Raw genomic sequence first — 21,907 nt, 5'->3', positions numbered from 1 at the left:
TCAGATGAACCCGGGGAGATTGTCGTCATCCGTTTCCGAGAAGGCTGCTTCCTTCTCATCGAGGTATTCATTCCAAGCTTCGGCGTCCCAGATCTCGGCCCGGGTACCGGCTCCTATGACTGCCAATTCCCGTCCAAGCCCTGCGTAAGTCCGGAGCGCCGGCGGAATCGTCACGCGCCCCTGCTTGTCAGGTACCTCATCAGAGGCTCCAGACAGGAAGACTCGAATGTAGTCACGCGCCTGTTTGGAAGACAGTGGTGCCTCCCGCATCGACTCGTGGATGCGCTCGAATTCCTTCTGACTGAAGACGTAGATGCAGCGTTCCTGGCCTCTGGTGAGAACCAATCCATCGGCAAGTTCCTCGCGGAACTTGGCTGGAAGGATGATCCGGCCCTTTTCATCGAGACGCGGCGAGTGAGTACCCAGAAACACTGGCCCCACCGCCCCTCAATCAAGGTGCCCGCACATTCCCAACACTGCCACTACCCTCTTATGTGCTCCACTTTACTCCACAATGCCCCCCAGTCAACGCACCGCATGGCGTTTCTCCACCACTTTGAGAATCATCCGGCCTGAAATCACGCGGTTTTTGGGTAGTGGCGGAAAGTGGAGGAGCCGATGCGACAGGGCAGGTTCGTCCGCAGCAGGGTCCCCGATTTCGTGCTCCGGAGCCTGCAATGCCAGGCCCGATCCAGAACAAGAAGGGGAAAGCGGGGAAAGGGGTGGAAAGTGGAGGACCCGGAGGTGGGCCAGTGACGGGTGAAATGACAGGCACTTCCCGCTGGTGGATCCCTGCCCTTAAATGCGAAAAGACCCGCAGCGCGGGTCTTTCGTTATGTCCCGTGAAACCTCAGGGGCATGGTTGACTCAGGAGGGGCCGGGGCTGCCGGCCATTTGATCCGAAGTGGACTGTCAGTGGTCGTCCCGACGCCGTTCGTCCCAGCGTTCTTCCAGGCTGCTCATGAACGAACTCTTGGGTTTGCTCTTGCCGGGTTTCCCTTTATTGGCTTTGCCGAAGGCCGCGCCACGCAATGTAGCGAAATAGACGCCAGCACCCATGACGACGAAACCGAGGACACCCACAGGTATCGCCTGCAGTGATACTCCTACGAGCAGGAGAAGGATGCCGGCAATGGCACCAAGCACACCTATGATCACATGCCGGGTAGACCAGCTGCGGATGGGATCCGAACCCATGGTGTTGGCGAACTTCGGATCGTCCTCATGAAGTTGCTTTTCAAGTTGCTCAAGCAGCTTCTGTTCATGCTCCGAGAGGGGCATCGCGACCTCCTTTAGTCAGCCAGCGTCTGGACATAACGCTTTCTGTGCGTCTGTTTCCAAAACGATCGGACCAAGAAAATCGTTCCCCAAAAATCCCCTCTTGGTTCAGCGGGCATCTCGGGGCCGACTGTTCAGGAAACAGTTTGTCCAGACGATCTAAATCTCTGTAATAAATAGGATAGTTTGTCCGACGCCGTTCTGAAAGACGCCCTGAGCCCTGGCGGGAAACCGTGTGCGCGTCAGGTGTCCGTTGCGGGCTTCCCGGGCTCCAGCAACCGCGCTGGAAGGAGCGTTTTGGACCCGAAACGCTCGGAGACCCGGTCCAGCGCCTGTTCCGCCGCCCGCCAGTTATCGTCCCGCCGATCAAGGCTCAATTGCAGGGACGTCTGGCCAGCTGGTTCCAATTGTTCGGCCCGCACCCCCACCAACCGGACGCTCATGGATCGGCTGCCCAAGGATTCAAGGAGTTGCACGGCCACCTGGTAGATCAATTGCGCGCTGTCCACGGGAGTCTGAACCGTGCGGCTTCGTGTGACTGCTGAGAAGTCCGAGTACCGCAGCTTCAATGCCACAGTCCTGGCCAGCATGCCTGAGCTCCTGAGCCGGATGGCGGTACGGTGCGAGAGACGCAGCAGTTCCCTGTGCAGTAATGCTTCGTCCCCTGTATCGATGGAGAACGTCTCCTCCGCCCCGATGCTTTTCTCAAGCCTGGCTGGAGTTACAGGCCGCGGGTCAATACCCATGGACAAGCGGTGAACATGTTCACCGCTTGCTCCCAGGACCTTTTTGAGCGATGCCAGCGGCGTTGCTGCGACGTCGGCAACGGTACGGATGCCCAGACGGGACAAGACTTCGGCCGTCTTTCCGCCAACCCCCCACAAGGCGCCTACCGGAAGAGTGTGGAGGTAAGGGACGGAGTCCTCGGCATCGATCTGGAGAATGCCATCAGGTTTGCACCTTGTTGATGCGATCTTGGCCACAAATTTGGTGCTGGCGATCCCTACGGATGCCGTAATGCCAAGTTCCGACTGAACCCGGCGGCGAATGAGGTGGCCGATGTCCATCGGTGAGCCCAGACGACGAATTGCGCCGCTCACATCCAGGAAGGCCTCGTCCACGCTCAACGGCTCAACGAGGTCGGTAATAGAGGCAAAAATCTCCATCAGCCGGGCGGAGACCTCATAATACTCTTTGTGCCGTGGGTTGATGATCACGGCCGATGGACACCGCCTCATGGCTATGGACATCGGCATGGCGGACTTCACGCCTGTGGCCCGGGCCTCGTAGGAAGCGGAGAGCACCACGGACCGCTCCGCCGGGAATCCGACAATGACCGGCTTGCCTCGGAGTTCGGGGCGGCTGCGCAGCTCCACGGAGACGAAGAAGGCGTCCATATCCACGTGAAGTATGCTGGTTCGCCGCATTTCCCGCAGCGCATCAACGGCACTGCGGGGCGGCTTGCTGCCTGCGCTTTGAGCGCCACCGAATGCTTCCTGCCTCACATCGGCAATACTATGCCCGGCCACTGACTAAACTGGAGGCAAAGTCCGGCTCAGCCCCAGGAAGGATACCCTGTGAAGCTCTTTGGAACTCCTCAATCGCGAGGGTTTGCCCTGCTCGCAGTCAGTGTCGCTTTGGCGGCGTCAGCGTGCACACCATCGCCCGGCGGATCGGCAGCACCGTCCACATCAGGTACTGCTTCGACGTCCACCCAAGCGACTCCAACACCATCGTCCTCCGCTTCGGGTTCCACAGCCTCACCTGAAACCACCACGTTCACCGAAACACCCGCTCCGGCACCCGATGCCACTGCCACGGTAAATGCACTGGTCCCTGGTTTTCCTGCGCAGCTCATACCCGTTATGCCCAACACGTCCATTCGTTCAAGCAGTGTGGACAAAAGCGCAGCAGTAGCCACCGTTGCTCTCGTCGGAACCGTCAAAGCCCCACCAGAGGGGGTTGTGGACTACTACAAGACCTCCATGGAGGCCCAGGGCTTCAAACTCGTCCCGGGACCATCCGCTGTTGGGAATGTCACTTCCTTGGACTTCATCCGTGGTGACGGTGAAACGGTGAATGTTTCGGTCAGGCAAAAGGAAGGCGTCTCAACGTTCACTATCGGAGCGAACGTGGCGGCCGGGTCCGTCAAGTGACTGCCGATGCACTCGTTAGCTCGGAGCAGGCACAGTTCATTGGCGGTGTCGCCGGCAAATTGAACGGGTTCTTGTCCGCGCAACAGGAACTCATGGCTTCTGTGTCTCCGGACGTTGAGCCGCTCATTGGATCGATCTCGCATCTTGTCACGGGCGGTAAACGCCTTCGGGCACTGATGTGCTACTGGGGCTGGAGAGGTGCCGGAGGCCCTGCCGACAACCTGGACATCGTCACCGCCGGGTGCGCTCTCGAGCTCTTCCAGGCAGCCGCCCTGATCCACGATGACATTATTGACCGCTCGGACACCCGCCGCGGGGGTCCAAGCGTGCACAAGCGCTTCAGCCAGCTCCATGAAGTGAATGGTTGGGCTTTGGACAGCGGGCGTTTTGGGGATGCGGCAGCCATCCTGACCGGCGATCTCTGCCTCTCCTTCAGCGAGGAGTCCTTTACGGAAATCGGCCCCCGGGCAGCAGCGGGAAGCCCTGCACGGCGCATCTTCAACGTGATGCGCGCAGAAGTGATGGCCGGTCAGTACCTCGACATCCTGGAAGAAGTAGCTGGCCCCGTACGTGACCGGGCCGGATCTGTGGCCCGGGCAAAATCCATCATCCGATACAAATCCGCCAAGTACTCCACCGAGCACCCGCTGGCGTTGGGTGGCGCACTGGCCGGTGCATCCGCCGCCCTGATGCAGGGCTACTCGGAATTCTCCTTGCCGCTGGGCGAGGCATTCCAGATGCGGGATGACGTCCTGGGTGTCTTTGGGGATCCGGAAACCACCGGAAAGCCCGCAGGGGATGATCTTAGGGAAGGCAAGCGAACGGTATTGGTGGGGTTTGCCATTAATCAAGCACCCCGGGCCGAGGCAGATTACTTGGACCAGATGCTGGGGAACCCCCTCCTGGCGGAGGATGAGGTAGCTGAAATACGGCGCATCATCATTGAGTGCGGCGCTTTGGAAGCCACGGAGTCTTTGATCGGCGAGCTAAGCAACAGAGCGTTTGACGCTCTTGAACGCCTTTCCCTTGAGGAGCTGCCACTGGTGGCATTGCGTCACCTGGCGGAAGCCGCTGTCAGCCGGGCGGCCTGAACCTGGGGCCCAGGCCTGCCTTAGCCCTTAGCCCTTAGCCCTTAGCCCTTAGCCCTTGTGTAGCGTGCCAGAGAGATTATTCCGGCCCCTGGAGCACCTGCGACGACGACGGCGGTGAGTCACCGCCGTCGTCCGCGTTTTTTAAGTTCTCCGCGGCCTCCCGCTGGAGGCGCTTTTATTAAGCCAGGGACGTTACCAGGCCAAAGACTGGGCGCGACGCCTGATCTCCGTCTTACGCCCCTCGCGCAGGGCGTCAATGGGACGCCCCCGCAGTGACTCGTCCGGGGTGAAAAGCCAGACAATCAATTCTTCGTCGCTGTAACCGGCATCGCCGAGAACCGCAATGGTTCCCTTCAAGCTGTCTACAACATGTCCGTCCTGGACAAAGAGGGCCGGGATTGAGCGGATGTTCCGCGCTCCCTGCCTGATGGCGACAAGCGCACGCTCGTCCAGAAGTCCGTGGACTTTGGTGATGGAAACTTCCAAAAGTTCGGCGACATCCGGCAGCGGCAGCCAGTCGGAAACAAGGCTTTCTACATTACTCACGGAACAAGGTTGCCACGCCGCCCCGCCCCACGCCTAGCCGAAGTCCGGGGCCGGTTCCTCCGGGCCTCATTTCAATGGCCTCTTTGTCCGCATCAATTGTGCCTATTTGTTGGGTTTGACAGGAATTGTTGTGTTGATCGACTAAGTGTGAGAGATTCACACTGATCACATTTGCATCATTGATAACATCAGCAACATTGGTAACACTGACAACAGCGCTAACAATCGCCCCCGCTGTTTGAGATGAGGACACATTCCATGACGACGCCCCGTTCGCCGAAACGAACCATGAGCATGCCGGTTATCGCGGCAACCACGGCTGCGCTTCCCGCCGTGGTTTTGTCCTCGCTTGCCCTGGCCCAACCCTCCATGGCAACACCGGCACCGCAGCCGCGAAAGATCCCCGCCACGCTCGCCGCGGCCATGAAGGCACAAGCAGTGAACGTGGGCTCTGTCATTCCTGCCAATGCGGTGGCAGCCACCATTCCTACCACTCTGCGCCCCATGGCTCCGTCCGTACCGGACAGCTACACGATTGTCCGCGGGGACACCATCAGCGCCATCGCGCGCCGCTTCAACCTGGACACAACGGCAGTTCTTCAGCTGAACAAGCTTTCTGCCACCACCCTGATCTACCCGGGTCAGACCATCAAACTCACGGGCACAGCCCCGGCAGCACCGGCGAAGCCAGCCCCGGCAGCACCCGCTGCCCCCAGTGCACCGAGCGCCCCCAGCAGCGCAAGCGTCTACACCGTGGTCCCCGGAGATACCCTGGGCGCCATTGCAGCCAAGCACGGCGTACCGTTGTCCAGCATCTTCAGCTGGAACGGGCTGAACGGAAGCTCCATCATCTATCCCGGCCAGAAGATCAAGGTCAGTGGTGGATCCGCGCCATCAGCACCCACAGCGCCGGCCGCCCCGGCGCCGGCACCTGCCCCTTTGGCCGGCACGGGCTCCTACACCATCAAGGCAGGCGACACCCTAAGTTCCATTGCTTCCCGCCACGGGGTTTCGCTCGCTGCGTTGATGGCCGCCAATAACAACGTCACGGCCACCACGGTCATCTACCCGGGCCAGAAGCTCACCATCCCCGGCGCCGGCCTGCAGCCGGTTGGCGAGACCAAGCCGTTGGTTCCCAGCACGTTCCTCGGCTTCACGTACCCGCCGGCAGTTGTCAGCTCCGCCAACGAGAACAAGGCCCTGCTCAACGCTTCACCGGTGCCCAGCCGCGCCGAAATGAAGAGCATCGTGGCGGACACCGCCCGGCGCATGGGAGTGAGCCCGTCCCTGGCTTTGGCCTTCGCCGAGCAGGAGTCCGGCTTCGACCAGCGCGCCGTCTCCCCTGCCAATGCCATCGGCACCATGCAGGTCATCCCCTCTTCCGGACAGTGGGCTTCCGATCTGGTGGGCCGCAAGCTCAACCTCCTGGACCCCTATGACAATGCCACGGCAGGTGTGGCCATCATTCGGACGCTGATCGCCACCAGCAAGGACCTGGACACGGCAATCGCCGGGTACTACCAAGGCCAGTATTCCGTCAGCAAGTACGGCATGTACGACGACACCAAGCGCTACGTCGAATCGATCAAGGCACGCCAGCGCACCTTCGGCTAGGCCTTCAGCTGCACCTCGGAAGGGGCCCGCATCCCGCGTGGATTCGGGCCCCTTCCCTGCCTCGTTTAGGATCGTATGGTGCAAGAAACGAAGGACCACCTCATCGGAACCACCGTGGACGGCCGGTACACGGTCCGTTCCCGCCTGGCGAGGGGCGGAATGTCCACTGTTTACCTGGCCACGGACCAGCGCCTGGAGCGCGACGTGGCCCTCAAAGTCCTGCACCCGCATTTGGCCAACGACCCCACATTCCTGGAGCGTCTAAGCCGCGAAGCCAAAGCGGCCGCGAGTCTCTCACACCCGCACATCGTAGGCGTGCTCGACCAAGGCGAGGACGGCCCTGTTGCCTACCTGGTCATGGAGTACGTCAAAGGTCACACCCTTCGTGACACCCTGAGCGAGCAGGGCCCGTTGCCCCCACGCCTTGCCTTGGCCTTGATCGATCCCGTGATAGAGGGTCTGGCTGCCGCGCACCGCTCAGGTCTGATTCATCGCGACGTCAAGCCTGAGAACGTCCTCATAGCTGACGACGGACGCATCAAAGTGGGAGACTTCGGCCTGGCCAGGGCCATCTCTGCCAACACCAGCACCGGCGCCCTGATAGGCACAGTGGCTTATTTGGCTCCCGAGCTTGTCCTCGGCCAGCCCGCAGATGCCCGCAGCGACATTTACTCAGCCGGCATCATGCTCTACGAAATGTTGACGGGCAAACAGCCCTACGCGGGAGACTCCCCCATCCAGGTTGCCTACCAGCACGTCAATGCCGTGGTGGGACGCCCCTCGGATGCTGCTCCAGGCCTGGCAGAGGATCTTGATGAACTGGTGCAGTGGTGCACTGCGGTGGACGCGGAGAACAGGCCGGTGGATGGCGCTGCGCTGCTGACCGAACTCCGCCACATACGCACCACCCTGACGGACGAGGAATTGGACCGCAAACAAGCATCCTCCCGGCCGGCAGGTTCTTCCTTGGCTGGTGCGGCAACCACCGAACCTGGCAGTCCGGATGCCAACCCCACCGAAGCCCTGGCCACAGCAGCGTCGCCTACGGAACTGATCTCCCAGCAGAGCAACCCCACCACCATCATGGCTGCGGGTGGTCCAGGCAGGCCGCAAAGCGCCGCCGTTGCTCCCGTGAATCAGGACACGCGCCAGCCCGGCAAGCGGGAACTGAAAAGACTTGAACGGCAGGAGAGCAAGGACCGCGCCCGGGCCGCAGCAACGCCGAGTCGCCCGCTACGCGAGGGGAACCCCCGCCGCCGTGGCATCATCTGGACCATCGTGATCGTTCTCCTGGCCACACTTGCGGCATCGGCTGGTTGGTTCTTCGGGATGGGCCCCGGATCCCCGGGGACCGTGCCCGACGTCAAGAACAAAACCGTTGCCGAAGCCCAGCAGCTTCTCCGCACTGCCGGTTTCAACTCTGAACCGCAGGACGTTTTCGACGACGACATCCTTGCAGGGCTGGCCGTTGGGACCGAACCCGAATCCGGCGCCGAAGTCCGGAAGTTCCAGCCCATCACACTTTTCGTTTCCAAGGGCGCCCAGCTTTTCCCCTTGTCCGGTTTAGCCGGTGGCACTTTGGACGAAGCCAAGATTGCCTTGAATGCAGCCGAGATGGCTCTAGGCAACGTCACGCAAGCTTTCGACGAAAAGGTTCCGGCCGGCGTCGTGATTTCCCAGGACCCGGCCAAAGGCACCGAAGTCAGGCATGGCACCCCGGTATCGCTGGTGGTCTCCAAGGGGCCCCAGCCCATCCCTGTTCCCGACGTACGTGGACTGGCGCAGGATGCCGCAGTGAAGGCGCTCCAGGACGCCGGTCTGAAGGCCGTGATCGCTCCGGAGACGGTCAATGACAAGACGGTTCCCAAGGGCGCTGTCGTCTCCCAGCTGCCGGCCAACGGCACGCTTATCCGGGGCGAAGCTGTGACGCTCACGGTGTCCAAGGGACCCAAGTTGGTGAAGGTCCCCAGTTTCATCGGCAAGCAGGCCGCCGAAGCTGAAAGGGAGTTGAAAAAACTGGGTTTCAAAGTTGAGGTGAATAAAGTCCTGGGCGGGTTCTTCGGCACCGTCCGCGACCAGAATCCTGTGAATGCCGAGGTACCGGAAGACTCAGTGGTGACACTGACGGTCGTCTAGCAATTTCAACCACAACAAAAGGCGCGGCCCGAAGAATCCGGACCGCGCCTTTTGTTGTACGTACCTCTACTTCTTGGAGAGGGCTCCGGCCACGAGGAATGCCATCTCAAGGGACTGCATGTGGTTGAGGCGGGGATCGCACACCGACTCATAGCGATCCAGGAAGGCGTCCTGGTCGATGGGATCAGCACCACCCAGGCACTCAGCAACGTCATCCCCGGTCATTTCAACGTGGAGGCCACCAGGTACCGTGCCCAAAGCTTGGTGGACCTCGAAGAAGCCACGCACCTCATCAATGACGTCATCGAAGTTGCGCGTCTTGTAACCGTTCGGCGAGGTCACGGTGTTGCCGTGCATCGGGTCAGTCACCCACAGCACCTGCGCGCCGGATGCAGTAACGCGCTCGACGACGGCTGGCAGCTTCTCGCGGATGTTGCCTGCGCCCATGCGGGTGATGAACGTGAGGCGGCCCGGTTCGCGGTTGGGGTCCAGTTTGTCAATGAGGCGCAGGGCGTCATCACCGCTGGTGGTGGGGCCAAGCTTGACGCCGATGGGGTTCCGAACCCGGGACAGGAAGTCCACGTGGGCGTGGTCCAGTTCGCGGGTCCGCTCGCCGATCCACAGGAAGTGCGCGGAGGTGTCGTAAGGCAGTCCGGTCCGCGAATCGATGCGGGTCAGTGCGCGTTCGTAGTCGAGCAGCAGGGCCTCGTGGCTGGCGAAGAACTCCACGCGCTTGAGTGCTTCGAAGTCAGCACCGCAGGAATCCATGAAGCTGATGGCACGGTCGATGTCCCGCGCCAGGGATTCGTAGCGTGCATGTGCCGGGTTCTCGGTAAACCCCTTGTTCCACTGGTGAACGAGGCGAAGATCCGCAAAGCCGCCCTGGGTAAACGCACGGATGAGGTTCAGCGTGGACGCGGAGGTGTGATAGGCCTTCAGCATCCGGCCGGCGTCGTGAGCGCGGGATTCCGGGGTGAAGTCGTAACCATTGACGATGTCGCCGCGGTACGCCGGAAGCGTCACGCCATCGCGGGTCTCGTCATTGGAGGAACGCGGCTTCGCGAACTGTCCGGCCATCCGCCCCATCTTGATGACGGGCATGGCAGCGCCGTACGTGAGGACCACTGCCATCTGGAGGATTGTCTTGACCCGGGCACTGATTCTGTCCGCAGTAGCGGCCTCAAAAGTCTCAGCGCAGTCGCCGCCCTGCAGCAGGAAGGCCTTGCCCTGGGCAGCAGCCGCGAGGCGCTCCCTCAGGACGTCCACTTCACCGGCGAAGACCAGGGGCGGCACCACGGAGAGTTCCTTGACGGAAGCCTTGAAGACTTCAGAGTTGGACCACGTGGGCTGCTGGGAAATCGGCAGGTCCCGCCAGGCGTCGAGCCCGGGGTAATTTGCCGCGCCGCTCTGGGCGGTACTGGCAAGAGGATCTGCTGCGGAGGGTGCGGTGTTCGCGGTTAGCTCAGTCACCCTTCAAGAGTAGTAGCCCGCGGCAAGGTTGCGGGACTGCAGCCGTAACCGATGCCGCCGCCTGCGTCACAGTTTCCCCGTTGATCCAGTCCCCTCACTCCGGGGCTCGTCCCTGTCTTCAGCAATGTCTGCGGCAGCCTCCTCGGCAACCTCAATCTTGTGGACTGGTTCCGGGCCTTTGCCGGCCAACTGGGCCTTGACCACGGCGGCGTACTCATCCACGTATTCCTGGCCGGAAAGCCGCATCAACTCGTACATGATTTCATCGGTCACGGCCCTCTGGATCAAGCGGTCGTCCTCCGTGCCGTAGTAACGGCTAAAGTCCAAGGGCTGCCCAAAAATGAGCCCGATCCGGCGGATGTTGGGGAGCCGTTTACCGATGGGCTGAACTTTCTCCGTACCGATCATGGCCACAGGCACCACAGGGACGCGTGTCTGCAGAGCCAGCCTGGCCACGCCCACTTTTCCTCGGTAGAGCCTGGCGTCCGGACTGCGCGTGCCTTCCGGATAGATCCCCAGCAGGCCACCGGAGTTCAAGACATCTTTGCCGGCCTGCAGCGACATTTCCGAGGCCGCGCCGCCCGAACGGTCCATGGGCAATTGGTTGCTCAACCGGAAAAACAGGGCAGTGAGCCGGCCTTTGAGCCCTTTTCCTGTGAAGTACTCGGACTTGGCCAGGAAGATCACGGGGCGGTGAACCATCAGGGGCAGGAAAATGGAGTCCGAGAAGGACAAGTGGTTGGACGCGAGGATGGCGGCGCCGTTTTCGGGAACGTTGTCCAGTCCCTTCACCCAGGGACGGAACAAGAGCTTGAGGATGGGACCAAGAAAGATCCTCTTCATGACCCAATAGAACACTTTTGTCCTCTCACGGCCGAATGGTTGGCATGCATCCGGGCAACCCGGCCGGCACTCAACAGCAACCCTACTCCAGTGAGAAATGTCCGGAAGAGTGACACGATGGGACACATGACGGAACGCCCTTCACCTGCTGTGCCCCTCGCATTCCACCATGAGGGGCATGGACCCAATGCCTCCACGGGCGTGGCGATCTGCCATGGCTTCACAGGAAGCCCGCTCAGCATGCTCCCCTGGGCTGAGTACTTGGCCTCCCAGGGATTTGCTGTTTCCGTACCTCTCCTCCCCGGCCACGGCACCAGCTGGCAGGATCTCGCTACCACGCGATGGCAGGACTGGTACCGGACCTTCGAGCAGAGCTACCTTGACCTCGCCGGCAAGACCGAGCGTTGTTTTGTCGCAGGACTGTCCATGGGAGGTGCACTTGCCCTTCGGGTGGCCTCACTGCACGATGTTCCCGGGCTGGTTCTGGTCAACCCGGGCCTGAGCTTCTATGACCGCAGGGTGAAATATGTGGGCGCCCTCAAGTACGTCATGCGGACCACCACTCCCATAGAGGAGGACTCACCAGCCCCGGCCACCGCTGAAACCGGAGACTATTCCAAGACGCCACTGCAGTCGGTGCATGAACTGAAGAAGCTCTTCCGTGCGGCCACCAGGGGTTTACCCCACGTTGAGGCTCCCGCCCTGGTGTTCAAGTCCTCGGTGGATGGTGTCATCCCACCCAGTTCCGTGGCCACCATCAGCAAGTACATCTCATCCTCCCGTCTGAAAGTCGTCACCCTTCCCCACAGCGGGCATGTGGCCACCTTGGACGTTGATGCACCCACCATTTTTGAAGAATCGGCCCATTTTTTCCGTCAGCACGCCGGTGACAGAGTAGCCTCAGAGTCATCATGAAAATGCTCCCGGATTTCTCGCCGTTCCATAGCAGCTGGAAGGGGGTTGGGCCGCGCGTAGGCGTGGTCCTGTCCCACGGGTTCACTGGAAGCCCCCACAGCGTCAGGCCGTGGGCCCAACACCTTGCCGCAGCCGGCTATGCCGTCAGGCTGCCTCTGCTGCCTGGGCACGGAACGTCGTGGCAGGACATGGCCAACCGCTCGTGGCGCGAGTGGCACCGTGCCGTTGACGATGCTTACCTCGAGCTGGCTTCCGAGTGCGATTACGTTTTCTCTGCGGGCTTGTCCATGGGTGGAACGTTGGCCTTGAGGATCGCAGCCACGCGTCCTGTAGCAGGAACAGTGGTGGTGAACCCGGGACTGGTCCTTGACGATCCCCGGGCTGTGATCGTCGCTGCGCTCAAGTACGTAGTGAAAACCACCCCTTCGATTGCCAATGACATCCTCAAACCGGACCAGGACGAGGGCGCCTACGCCCGCACACCCGTCGCAGCCGCTCACCAGTTGAAGAAGATGTACAAAGATACGGCTGCGATCCTGCCCCGCATCAGCTCACCCGTGCGGGTCTATAAGTCAACGGTGGACAACGTGATCTCGAACGCGAGCCTGGAGCTCCTGCGTTCCCGGGTAAAGGCACCGGTGGATGTCAGCTATCTCCACAACAGCCGCCACGTAGCAACCATGGATAATGATGCGCCGGAAATTTTTGCCGGGTCCGTCGAGTTCATCCAGAAGACCGTAGCGGCCTTGGCCGGGCACGCGCCTTCCTCCGAAAAGGACACAGCCCATGAACAGGCCTGATCCCAATTCAGCTGATCAAAGCGCCAACAAAGACGACGACGCCGTGTGGCTGGATCTTGTGGCCCGCTTGGAGGGCACGCAGTCAGGCCCGGCCGGGGAGATTCCTGAGGAAGGCGCCGGGGGCCAAGACTCTGCAGCGCGGCATCTACGGCCCGGGCGTGCCCGGAGCTTCAAGGACTTTGATCCGCTGGGCCTCTCCACCCCGGCACAGGAACCGGATTCTGATGCGGGAGCAGCCCGTGCAGACGCCGAGGCCTCCGGCAGGCCGTCCGGACCCCGAGACTTTGAAGTTGAGGACGAGGACCACACCTTCATTCCCGAAGAGCCCCCGAGCTTGGCGGGAACTGAGCCGTTGGTCATGCTGGCATGGGTTGGTGCGGTGGGCGGACCTATCGCCCTGCTCTTCACCGCCATGCTGTGGAGGTCTGCACCATTAACGGCCACACTGGGCATCGTGGCTGTATTCGTGGCTTCGGTGGTGTACCTCATCATGCGTCTTCCCCAGGAAAAGAATGAGGACGACGACGGCGCCCGACTCTAGCTGCTAGCTTCGCGCCCGGCCGCTGACACGGGACAGGTCTGCCGCGCCGATCATCCCGGCACGCGGACCGAGTGCCGCGAGTTCTATCCTCGCCATGGGCCGGAAACCCCGCCCGGTCAGGTTCCTTGCGAATGACTCGCGGGCCGGCGCGGCAAGCAACTCCCCCGCATCGCACAGCCCTCCACCGATGACGAACATCCCGGGATCCAGTGCGGCCGCGAGGTTGGCCAACCCCAGCCCCAGCCATTCGCCTTGGTCGGCAATGAGTTCCCGCGAAGTGGCATCTCCCGCGAGCGCCAGCGAGGTCACGGCCGCCCCGGACAGATTCTCTGCAGTCCCGCCCGCCTTTTCCAACAGTGCGCAACCTGCCGGGGAATTGGTTCGTACCAGTTGCCTGGCTTCCCGCCCCAGGGCGTTGCCTGAGGCGTACTGTTCCCAGCATCCGCGGTTACCGCATTCGCAACGGTGTCCCCCGGGGAAAATGATCTGGTGTCCGAATTCCCCGGCCACGCCGTAGCGTCCACGCTCCACCCGGCCATCCATGACCATGGCTCCGCCAATTCCGGTGCCCAACGTGATGCATACGAGGCGACTTTCGCCCTGGCCCGCGCCAAAGCGCCATTCCGCCCACGCCGCGGCGTCGGCGTCATTGGTCAGGAGGACCGGACGCCTGAGTAACTTCTGCAGGCTGTCCCTGAGGGGCTCGTTGCGCCAGGCCAGGTGCGGGCTGAACAGCACCGTGCCGCCGTCGAGGTCCATCCATCCTGCGGCGCCGATTCCCACTGTAGCGATCCGGTGGCCCGCACTGAGTTCGTTCACGAGTTCCACGATGGTCTGTTCGACGGCACGGGGGTCAGCGCCCGGCGTGGACCTACGGGCTTCGGCGAGGACCCGGCCCTCAGCGTCCACTACCCCTGCGGCTACTTTGGTGCCGCCAATGTCAATCCCGATCGCCAGGCCGCGGCGGCCTAAGTGGCTTCGTCGGGCAGCCCAAGGCACATCCCTCCACGCCGAGGCCGGGGGCTTGGGTCTGACCAGGAAACTGGACCGTAGTGCGGGCATCCCATCATCTTATTCCGCAGGGCAGAGCGGCATCGGCATTGCATGGTGCAGAAGGCCTGCATTTGCTTGAAATGACTGCTGATCCGTAAAGTTACTCGCCAGTAGGTGAAATAGAACACACCAGCTCGAGCGGGCATACTAGAGTGAAAGCAGCCCCTCGTGGCCCGTGGATATCAAAGGAGCTACCCGTGCGTGAAATAAGTGTTCCTCCCCTCGTGAACATCGCCCCGGAAACCAACATCACGGACTTCGTGATCCGCGAGGCGGAAAAAGCATCCAACCCTGCATTGTTCTCCAAGCTGGACGGGAATGGGCAGTGGCAGGACATCCGCGCCAAGGACTTCCTTGAGGATGTGAGGGCGTTGGCTAAAGGCCTCATCGCCAGTGGTGTTGCTGCCGGCGACCGCGTGGGCATCATGTCCCGCACCCGCTACGAGTGGTCCCTTGTGGACTTTGCCATTTGGTTTGCCGGAGCCGTTTCGGTCCCGATCTACGAAACGTCGTCCCCTTCGCAAGTGGCATGGAACCTCGGTGACTCCGGCGCTGTGGCTGCGTTCGGCGAAGCGGCTCACCACGAGGACATCATCCGCCAGGCCGTGGCCGCGGAGGACATCACGTCCGTGGCCAACGTCTGGCAGCTTGAGGGAGCCGGACTCGACGCCCTGCGTAGTGCAGGCGCCGGCGTCCCCGACGACGAACTCGAGTCCCGCCGTTCTGCGGCCGGCCTCAAGGACCTCGCCACCATCATCTACACTTCCGGCACCACTGGCAGGCCCAAAGGCTGCGAACTGACGCACGGGAACTTTGTGGAACTGTCCGAAAATGCCCGTGCTTCGTTGCCCGAGATCATTAACGAATCGGGCAAGACCATCATGTTCCTCCCCCTGGCCCACGTCTTCGCACGCTTTATTTCGGTGCTGGCCGTGGCCGGCGGCGTCCAGGTGGCACATACTCCGGACATCAAGAATCTGCTGGCCGACCTCCAGAGCTTCCAGCCGACGTTCATCCTGGCTGTACCCCGGGTCTTCGAGAAGGTGTACAACTCGGCACTGACCAAGGCCGAGGACGGCGGCAAGGGGGCCATCTTCCACCGGGCGGTAGATACCGCGATCGCCTACTCCAAGGCACGCGAGGCCGGTTCGCTGGGCTTTGGTTTGAAGCTCAAGCATGCCGTGTTCGACAAACTCGTCTATGGGAAGCTCCGCGCTGCCATGGGCGGCCAGGTGGCACACGCCGTCTCCGGTGGCGGCCCGTTGGGTGAACGCCTGGGCCACTTCTTCCAAGGCATCGGCTTGCAGATCCTGGAGGGCTACGGCCTCACTGAGACCACTGCCCCCATCTCGGTAAACACCCCCTCCATGATCAGGATCGGCACCGTCGGCGCCCCGTTGCCGGGCAACTCGGTGAAGATCGCCGACGACGGCGAAATCCTCGCCAAGGGCGTCTGCGTGATGCGCGGCTATTACAACCGAGATGACCTGACGGCGGAAACGTTTGTTGACGGCTGGTTCCGCACCGGTGACATCGGCGAACTGGACAGTAACGGCTTCCTCAAGATCACTGGCCGCAAGAAGGAAATCATTGTTACCGCAAGCGGGAAGAACGTTGTTCCTGCTCTATTGGAGGACCAGATCCGCGCCGATGCCCTGGTTTCCCAGGTTCTGGTGGTGGGCGACAACCGTCCGTTCATCGGTGCTTTGGTCACCCTGGATGAAGAAGCGCTCCCGGGCTGGCTGGACCGGCACGGACTATCCGCAGGCACCACGGTTGCAGAAGCCACTGACCATGCCGTAGTGAAGGCCGCTGTCCAGGAGCTCATCAGCAAGGCCAACCAGTCCGTCTCCCAGGCAGAGGCCATCAAGTCCTTCAGGATCGTCCCGGCGGACTTCACTGAAGCCTCAGGCCACCTGACACCGTCCCTCAAGGTCAAGCGTGCGCAGGTCATGAAGGACTTCGACGCCGTCATTGAGGAAATGTACACAGCACCCCGCCCTTCCTAGCGAGCGGGAATCAAAAAAGTACCCCGTCCGGATTCCGGACGGGGTACTTTTGCGTGTTCGACTAGCCGATCACCAGCAGCAAGTCGCCGCCTTGGACCTGCTCCACAGAAGAGATGGCGAGGCGTGAGACAGTGCCCGCCACCGGCGTCGTGATGGACGCCTCCATCTTCATCGCCTCAATGGTGGCCACGGTGTCGCCTGCGTTGACTGCGTCGCCTACCTTGACCGTCACCGTAACTGCCCCTGCAAACGGTGCCGCAACCTGACCCGGCTGTGCCGGATCTGCCTTCTCAGCTGCCTTGACGTTGCTGACCACCGAACGGTCACGGACAACAACCGGCCGGGACTGGCCGTTAAGCGTGCACATCACGGTGCGCATGCCCTTCTCATCGGCTTCTGAAACAGCCTCAAGCTGGGCAATGAGGCGGACGCCCTTCTCCAACTCGATGACGTGCTCTTCGCCCTGTTGCAGCCCGTAAAGGTAGTCACGGGTATCCAGCACTGAGATGTTTCCGTAGGTGTCCACGCTCTTCAGGTAATCCTTGGTGGGTCCTGCGAAGAGCAAGCGGTTCAACGTGTGCTGCCGGGTCTTGGAATCACCCTTCAGCGCAGCGCTGTCCTCGGCACTGATCTCGACGTCGCGCACCTTGATGCTGCGGCCCTGAAGGGCCTTGGTGCGGAACGGCTCGGGCCAGCCTCCGGGAGGATCACCGAGTTCGCCGGAGAGGAAGCCGATGACGGAATCCGGGATGTCGTAGTTCTGCGGGTTCTCGTTGAAGTCCGCGGGATCGGCATTGAGTCCGACCAGGTGCAACGCCAGGTCGCCCACAACTTTGGAAGACGGCGTGACCTTTACCAAGCGTCCAAGGATACGGTCAGCCGCCGTGTACATGTCCTCGATGGCCTCAAACTGCTCACCGAGACCCAAGGCGATGGCCTGTTGGCGAAGGTTGGACAGCTGGCCACCGGGGATTTCATGCTGGTAGACGCGTCCGGTGGGACCCGGGAGACCGGATTCGAAGGGGGCATAAACCCTGCGCACAGCTTCCCAGTAGGGCTCGAGCGCGCCCACGTTGGCCAAGTTGAGGCCCGTATCGCGAGGCGTGTTGGCCAAGGCGGCAACCAAGGCAGAGGCGGCAGGCTGGCTGGTGGTGCCGGCCAGGGAAGCCGCTGCCACATCAACAGCGTCCACGCCTGCGTCGACTGCTGCAAGCAAGGTGGCAAGCTGACCGCCCGCGGTGTCGTGCGTGTGCAGATGCACGGGGAGGTCGAAGCGCTCACGGAGCGCCGACACCAACTTCGCGGCAGCGGCCGGACGCAGGAGGCCTGCCATGTCCTTGATGGCCAGGATGTGCGCACCGGCGTCGACGATCTTCTGGGCGAGGTCCAAGTAGTAGTCGAGGGTGTACAGGTCCTCGTTGGGGTCCAGAAGGTTGCCGGTGTAGCAAAGGGCAACTTCCGCAACGGCCGTCCCGGTGGCCCGTACGGCGCGGATGGCGGGGGCCATCTGGTTGACGTCGTTGAGCGCGTCAAAGATACGGAAGATGTCGATGCCCGTAGCAGCGGCCTCGTTGACGAAGGCCTCCGTCACTTCTTCCGGGTACGGGGTGTAACCCACAGTGTTGCGACCACGGAGCAGCATCTGGATGCAGGTGTTCGGCAACGCCTTGCGCAAAGCAGCCAAACGGTCCCAGGGGTCCTCACCGAGGAAGCGGAGCGCGACGTCGTACGTTGCACCGCCCCAGGCCTCCACGGACAGCAGTTCCGGCATAAGGGCAGTGACTGCGGGACCGGCAGCTACGAGGTCGCGGGTACGGACACGTGTTGCCAGCAGCGACTGGTGTGCGTCACGGAAGGTGGTGTCCGTAACGGCGAGTGCTTGCTGCTCACGAAGCGCCTTCGCGAAGCCTTCCGGCCCAAGTTCAATCAACTTCTGGCGGGAACCCGATGCGGGAACCGGCCCGTCGATCGCGGGCAGCTTGCTGGCGGGATCGGAATGGACCTTGAGCTCGCCGTTCGGCTTGTTCACGGTCACCTCGGCGAGCCAAGTCAGCAGCTTGGTTCCGCGGTCGGCGGAGATGTGCGACTTAAGCAGCTCAGGGCGCTTGTCGATGAAGTCCGTGGCCACGTTTCCGGCGTTGAAGTCCGGGTCCGCGAGTACTGCTTGAAGGAACGGAATGTTGGTGGACACGCCACGGATACGGAACTCGGCCAGGCCACGACGCGCACGGGCAACAGCCGCGGGGTAGTCACGACCACGGCAGGTCAGCTTCACCAGCATGGAATCGAAGTGCGGGCTGATCTCGGCACCCGAGTAGACCGTGCCGCCGTCGAGCCTGACACCGGCGCCACCGGCGGAACGGTAGCCGGTGATCTTTCCAACGTCGGGGCGGAAGCCATTGGCAGGGTCTTCGGTGGTGATACGGCACTGGAGGGCAGCGCCCTTGATGGACACCGATTCCTGGCTCAGCCCCAGGTCCGCAAGGGTTTCCCCTGAAGCGATACGCATCTGCGCCTGCACGAGGTCCACATCGGTGATTTCCTCAGTGACGGTGTGCTCAACCTGGATGCGGGGATTCATCTCAATGAAGACGTGCTGACCGGCCCGCTCGCCCTCTGTGTCCACCAGGAACTCCACGGTTCCGGCGTTGACGTAGTTCAGGGCCTTGGCGAAGGCCACCGCATCCCGATAAAGAGCCTGGCGGATATTCTCATCCAGGTTGGGTGCAGGCGCGATTTCCACCACTTTCTGGTGACGGCGCTGCAGCGAACAGTCGCGCTCGAAGAGGTGCATGACGTTGCCTTCGGCGTCAGCCAGGATCTGCACTTCGATGTGGCGGGGACGCAGGACTGCCTGCTCGAGGAACATGGTGGGATCGCCAAAGGCTGCATCAGCTTCCCGCATGGCGGACTGCAAAGCTTCAGGAAGGGCTTCGCGGGTCTCCACGCGGCGCATACCGCGGCCACCGCCACCGGCGACGGCCTTGGCGAAGATCGGGAAGCCGACCTCGTCAGCTGCGGCAATAAGCTCGTCAAGGTCCTTGGAGGGCTTGCTCGACTTCAGGACAGGGACGCCTGCCTTACGCGCGGCCTCCAACGCGGCAACCTTGTTGCCTGCGAGCTCCAGGACCTCCGCGGGCGGACCCACAAAGGTAATTCCTGCTGCCTTGGCAGCACGGGCGAGGTCCGGGTTCTCGGAGAGGAAGCCATAGCCTGGGTAAATGGCGTCAGCGCCGGCTTCTTTGGCGACGCGGACAACCTCCTCTACGTCCAGGTAGGCGCGGACGGGATGGCCCACCTCGCCGATCAGGTAGGCTTCGTCGGCCTTCTGCCGGTGGATCGAGTTACGGTCCTCATGCGGAAAGACGGCTACGGTCTTGGCGCCCAGTTCATAACCAGCGCGAAACGCCCTGATCGCGATTTCGCCGCGATTGGCCACCAGAATTTTCGAAAACATACTTCTCCTGCATCATTGCGGGTGGATCGGTCGGTGGTCACAGTGTGTAGTGCCGCCAGCATCAAACACAAATCTTTGTGGCAACCATCACAAAGGAATCGTCATGTGGGCTGTATATGCGTGCGCGCGACCAAGCGGCGTGCTATTGCCCCGCGGTATCCCCGCCGGCCTGGCGCGTAGAAAGCGGGAATCAGCCGCGATGCACCATATGATGTTGAGGGGGCTTCGGCAAGCCCCGGCTCCGGTGCTTCCGGAGCGAATCAGCGCGATACGGCAACCGGCGTTAGGTTTTGGGTTTTCAAGTGCAAGTAGTCAGCATCAGCAGCCTCAAAGGTGGAGTGGGAAAGACGTCCGTGACCACCGGTCTGGCGTCCGCGGCCCTCGCAGCCGGTATTTCCACCTTGGTGGTGGATCTCGATCCGCACGCCGACGCCACCACGGCCCTTGGCGTTCAACCAGGCGGACAACTAGACATCGGCAGGATGCTGAAAAGCCCCCGAAAAGCCAATCTGCCTGGCAATGTTGCCGGCAGCAGCTGGGTGTCCAACGGCGCAAGCAACGGCACCTTGGACGTTGCAGTCGGTTCGGCCTTCACGGGAATTTATGACCGCCCCGATTTGGGCCGGCGCGACCTCCGCAGGCTTTCCGCAGTGCTGGCAGGCACTGCCAACTACGAGCTCGTCCTCGTTGACTGCCCACCCTCACTCAACGGACTGACGCGCATGGCGTGGAGCGCCAGCGACCGCGTGGTACTCGTGGCCGAGCCAGGGCTCTTCTCTGTGGCCGGGACGGAACGCACCATGCGCGCCATTCAACTGTTCCGGCAGGAGTTCGCCCCCAACCTGGCTCCGGCGGGCATTGTGGCCAACAGAGTACGCACCGGATCCGCTGAGCACACTTTCCGCTTGGCGGAGATGGAATCCATGTTCGGCGAGCTGCTGCTGACCCCGCACATTCCCGAGCAAGCCAACTGGCAGCAGATCCAGGGCGCAGCCCATTCGGTCCACCATTGGCCCGGAGACTCGGCGAAGAACGCCGCCAAACTCTTCGATGCGCTGCTCGAGAGCCTGCTGGCCGGACAATCCTCCCTGCGCGACCGTCGCCAGCGTTAGCGCCGACACCAACGCACACCAGGCAAGAAGAAGGCCTCCTCCCTGCAGGGAAGAGGCCTTCTTCGTTAAGTCTTTTGCTTTGCCAGGCGTTTAGCTGATGCGGCGCGCGACGCGTCGCTTGCTCAGTTCGTCGTCGGGAAAAGAATGCTCACCAGCATGCTCGCTGGGAAGGGCAGCGAGGCTTCCCTCCACTTCCCGCCATACACGCCCCACGGCGATACCGAAAACACCTTGTCCGCCTTGAACGAGGTCGATGACCTCATCAGCAGAAGTACATTCGTAGACGCTGGCACCATCGCTCATCAGCGTGATCTGCGCGAGGTCCTCGACGCCCCGCTCGCGGAGGTGTTCGACGGCGGTGCGGATCTGCTGGAGTGAAACGCCGGTGTCAAGGAGACGCTTGACCACCTTGAGAACCAGGATGTCGCGGAAGCCATAGAGCCGCTGTGAACCGGAGCCGGCAGCGCCTCGGACGGCGGGCTCAACCAAACCCGTGCGTGCCCAGTAGTCGAGCTGGCGGTAGGTGATGCCTGCAGCTTTGCATGCGGTAGGACCGCGGTAACCCGCGTCCTCGTCCAGCACGGGAAGGTCCTCCGTGAAGAGCAGACCTTGGGCGCCGGATGCGGGCGCAGCAATACCGGCAGAGGACTGCTTCAGCTCGCCTGCTTCGCCTTTCGGACTCACGTGACCTCCTTGTTCTCAGTTCCCTTGGGGACGGTGCATACACTGATACAACGGCGAAATGCAGCAGTGTAATTCCCGCAAGTCCGCACCTTCCAGTGTGACTTGCGCAGGCAGTGTATGCAACGGGAACTTGATAACTTCGACGTTAGGCCCGTGAGGCGCCGAGGTCAAAGACCTTGGCCCGAAAATCCGGTCGTGTCGA

The 21,907-nt window shown here is 62.0% G+C and carries 18 protein-coding genes; 9 read left to right on the top strand and 9 right to left on the bottom strand.

Features of this window, described 5'->3' with window-relative positions; translation table 11 throughout:
- From mraZ to dinB, 3 genes are all read right to left on the bottom strand, one after another.
- Positions 1–432 carry a division/cell wall cluster transcriptional repressor MraZ gene (mraZ, locus tag CQ020_RS04970; protein ID WP_105690827.1) on the bottom strand — a complete coding sequence of 144 codons (432 nt, stop codon included), beginning with the start codon at positions 430–432 and terminating at the stop codon, positions 1–3.
- A gap of 480 nt (positions 433–912) precedes the next feature.
- Positions 913–1,281, bottom strand: coding sequence for a DUF3040 domain-containing protein (locus CQ020_RS04965; protein ID WP_024820463.1), 369 nt, complete (start codon positions 1,279–1,281; stop codon positions 913–915).
- Between the two features lie 239 nt (positions 1,282–1,520).
- Entirely contained in the window at positions 1,521–2,783 is a 1,263-nt protein-coding gene (gene dinB, locus CQ020_RS04960; RefSeq protein ID WP_105690826.1) for a DNA polymerase IV, read from the bottom strand.
- 72 nt (positions 2,784–2,855) lie between these two features.
- Here dinB and CQ020_RS04955 point away from each other — a divergent pair, with 72 nt between their 5' ends.
- Positions 2,856–3,434: a hypothetical protein gene (locus tag CQ020_RS04955; protein WP_105690825.1), complete on the top strand. Its 579-nt coding sequence runs from the start codon at positions 2,856–2,858 to the stop codon at positions 3,432–3,434.
- A complete protein-coding gene (locus CQ020_RS04950) occupies positions 3,431–4,525 on the top strand; it encodes a polyprenyl synthetase family protein (RefSeq protein ID WP_105690824.1) in 1,095 nt (364 codons plus the stop codon). The genes CQ020_RS04955 and CQ020_RS04950 overlap by 4 nt, the downstream gene beginning before the upstream one ends.
- Positions 4,526–4,717: 192 nt before the next feature.
- Here the strand turns inward: CQ020_RS04950 and CQ020_RS04945 are convergent, their stop codons facing one another.
- Positions 4,718–5,071, bottom strand: a complete 354-nt coding sequence (locus CQ020_RS04945) for an Rv2175c family DNA-binding protein (protein ID WP_105690823.1) — start codon at positions 5,069–5,071, stop codon at positions 4,718–4,720.
- Between the two features lie 258 nt (positions 5,072–5,329).
- Between CQ020_RS04945 and CQ020_RS04940 the strand changes: the two genes are divergently transcribed.
- Complete coding sequence (locus tag CQ020_RS04940) at positions 5,330–6,685, top strand: LysM peptidoglycan-binding domain-containing protein (protein WP_105690822.1); 1,356 nt, start codon at positions 5,330–5,332, stop codon at positions 6,683–6,685.
- A 75-nt stretch (positions 6,686–6,760) separates the two neighbouring features.
- Positions 6,761–8,821 (top strand): Stk1 family PASTA domain-containing Ser/Thr kinase, encoded by a 2,061-nt coding sequence (pknB, locus tag CQ020_RS04935; protein ID WP_105690821.1) that lies wholly within the window; start codon positions 6,761–6,763, stop codon positions 8,819–8,821.
- Positions 8,822–8,887: 66 nt separating this feature from the next.
- On the opposite strand, the gene CQ020_RS04930 is transcribed toward pknB, so the two are convergent.
- Together CQ020_RS04930 and CQ020_RS04925 are read right to left on the bottom strand one after the other, a co-directional pair.
- Complete coding sequence (locus CQ020_RS04930) at positions 8,888–10,291, bottom strand: class II 3-deoxy-7-phosphoheptulonate synthase (RefSeq protein ID WP_105690820.1); 1,404 nt, start codon at positions 10,289–10,291, stop codon at positions 8,888–8,890.
- A 66-nt stretch (positions 10,292–10,357) separates the two neighbouring features.
- Positions 10,358–11,149, bottom strand: a complete 792-nt coding sequence (locus CQ020_RS04925) for a 1-acyl-sn-glycerol-3-phosphate acyltransferase (protein WP_105690819.1) — start codon at positions 11,147–11,149, stop codon at positions 10,358–10,360.
- Positions 11,150–11,260: 111 nt separating this feature from the next.
- On the opposite strand from CQ020_RS04925, the gene CQ020_RS04920 reads away from it, so the two are divergent.
- The 3 genes from CQ020_RS04920 to CQ020_RS04910 are packed head-to-tail and all read left to right on the top strand — an operon-like array spanning position 11,261 to position 13,390.
- A complete protein-coding gene (locus CQ020_RS04920) occupies positions 11,261–12,049 on the top strand; it encodes a carboxylesterase (RefSeq protein WP_105691062.1) in 789 nt (262 codons plus the stop codon).
- Entirely contained in the window at positions 12,046–12,849 is an 804-nt protein-coding gene (locus CQ020_RS04915) for a carboxylesterase (RefSeq protein ID WP_105690818.1), read from the top strand. The genes CQ020_RS04920 and CQ020_RS04915 overlap by 4 nt, the downstream gene beginning before the upstream one ends.
- Positions 12,836–13,390, top strand: a complete 555-nt coding sequence (locus CQ020_RS04910) for a hypothetical protein (protein WP_105690817.1) — start codon at positions 12,836–12,838, stop codon at positions 13,388–13,390. Before CQ020_RS04915 ends, CQ020_RS04910 begins: the two co-directional genes overlap by 14 nt.
- A 3-nt stretch (positions 13,391–13,393) precedes the next feature.
- On the opposite strand, the gene CQ020_RS04905 is transcribed toward CQ020_RS04910, so the two are convergent.
- Positions 13,394–14,452 (bottom strand): ROK family protein, encoded by a 1,059-nt coding sequence (locus tag CQ020_RS04905; protein WP_105690816.1) that lies wholly within the window; start codon positions 14,450–14,452, stop codon positions 13,394–13,396.
- A gap of 188 nt (positions 14,453–14,640) precedes the next feature.
- Here CQ020_RS04905 and CQ020_RS04900 point away from each other — a divergent pair, with 188 nt between their 5' ends.
- Positions 14,641–16,452 carry a long-chain fatty acid--CoA ligase gene (locus tag CQ020_RS04900; protein WP_105690815.1) on the top strand — a complete coding sequence of 604 codons (1,812 nt, stop codon included), beginning with the start codon at positions 14,641–14,643 and terminating at the stop codon, positions 16,450–16,452.
- A 61-nt stretch (positions 16,453–16,513) separates the two neighbouring features.
- Here CQ020_RS04900 and CQ020_RS04895 read toward each other — a convergent pair whose 3' ends face one another.
- Positions 16,514–19,909, bottom strand: coding sequence for a pyruvate carboxylase (locus CQ020_RS04895; protein WP_105690814.1), 3,396 nt, complete (start codon positions 19,907–19,909; stop codon positions 16,514–16,516).
- A 302-nt stretch (positions 19,910–20,211) separates the two neighbouring features.
- Here CQ020_RS04895 and CQ020_RS04890 point away from each other — a divergent pair, with 302 nt between their 5' ends.
- Positions 20,212–21,021 (top strand): ParA family protein, encoded by an 810-nt coding sequence (locus CQ020_RS04890; RefSeq protein ID WP_105691061.1) that lies wholly within the window; start codon positions 20,212–20,214, stop codon positions 21,019–21,021.
- Positions 21,022–21,111: 90 nt separating this feature from the next.
- On the opposite strand, the gene CQ020_RS04885 is transcribed toward CQ020_RS04890, so the two are convergent.
- Positions 21,112–21,705: a MerR family transcriptional regulator gene (locus tag CQ020_RS04885; RefSeq protein ID WP_024820447.1), complete on the bottom strand. Its 594-nt coding sequence runs from the start codon at positions 21,703–21,705 to the stop codon at positions 21,112–21,114.
- Between the last annotated feature and the right edge of the window lie 202 nt (positions 21,706–21,907).

Source organism: Arthrobacter sp. MYb23, assembly GCF_002979775.1.
Taxonomy (GTDB): Bacteria; Actinomycetota; Actinomycetes; order Actinomycetales; family Micrococcaceae; genus Arthrobacter.
Note: the sequence above shows the minus strand (reverse complement) of the source record. Positions and strands in the feature narration are given on the sequence as shown.

Bases quoted from the DNA above. Each gene is read 5' to 3' on its own strand.
- CQ020_RS04965 (WP_024820463.1), bottom strand. From the start codon at position 1,281: ATGCCCCTCTCGGAGCATGAACAGAAGCTGCTTGAGCAACTTGAAAAG.
- CQ020_RS04940 (WP_105690822.1), top strand. From the start codon at position 5,330: ATGACGACGCCCCGTTCGCCGAAACGAACCATGAGCATGCCGGTTATC.
- pknB (WP_105690821.1), top strand. From the start codon at position 6,761: ATGGTGCAAGAAACGAAGGACCACCTCATCGGAACCACCGTGGACGGC.
- CQ020_RS04920 (WP_105691062.1), top strand. From the start codon at position 11,261: ATGACGGAACGCCCTTCACCTGCTGTGCCCCTCGCATTCCACCATGAG.
- CQ020_RS04915 (WP_105690818.1), top strand. From the start codon at position 12,046: ATGAAAATGCTCCCGGATTTCTCGCCGTTCCATAGCAGCTGGAAGGGG.
- CQ020_RS04910 (WP_105690817.1), top strand. From the start codon at position 12,836: ATGAACAGGCCTGATCCCAATTCAGCTGATCAAAGCGCCAACAAAGAC.
- CQ020_RS04905 (WP_105690816.1), bottom strand. From the start codon at position 14,452: ATGCCCGCACTACGGTCCAGTTTCCTGGTCAGACCCAAGCCCCCGGCC.
- CQ020_RS04895 (WP_105690814.1), bottom strand. From the start codon at position 19,909: ATGTTTTCGAAAATTCTGGTGGCCAATCGCGGCGAAATCGCGATCAGG.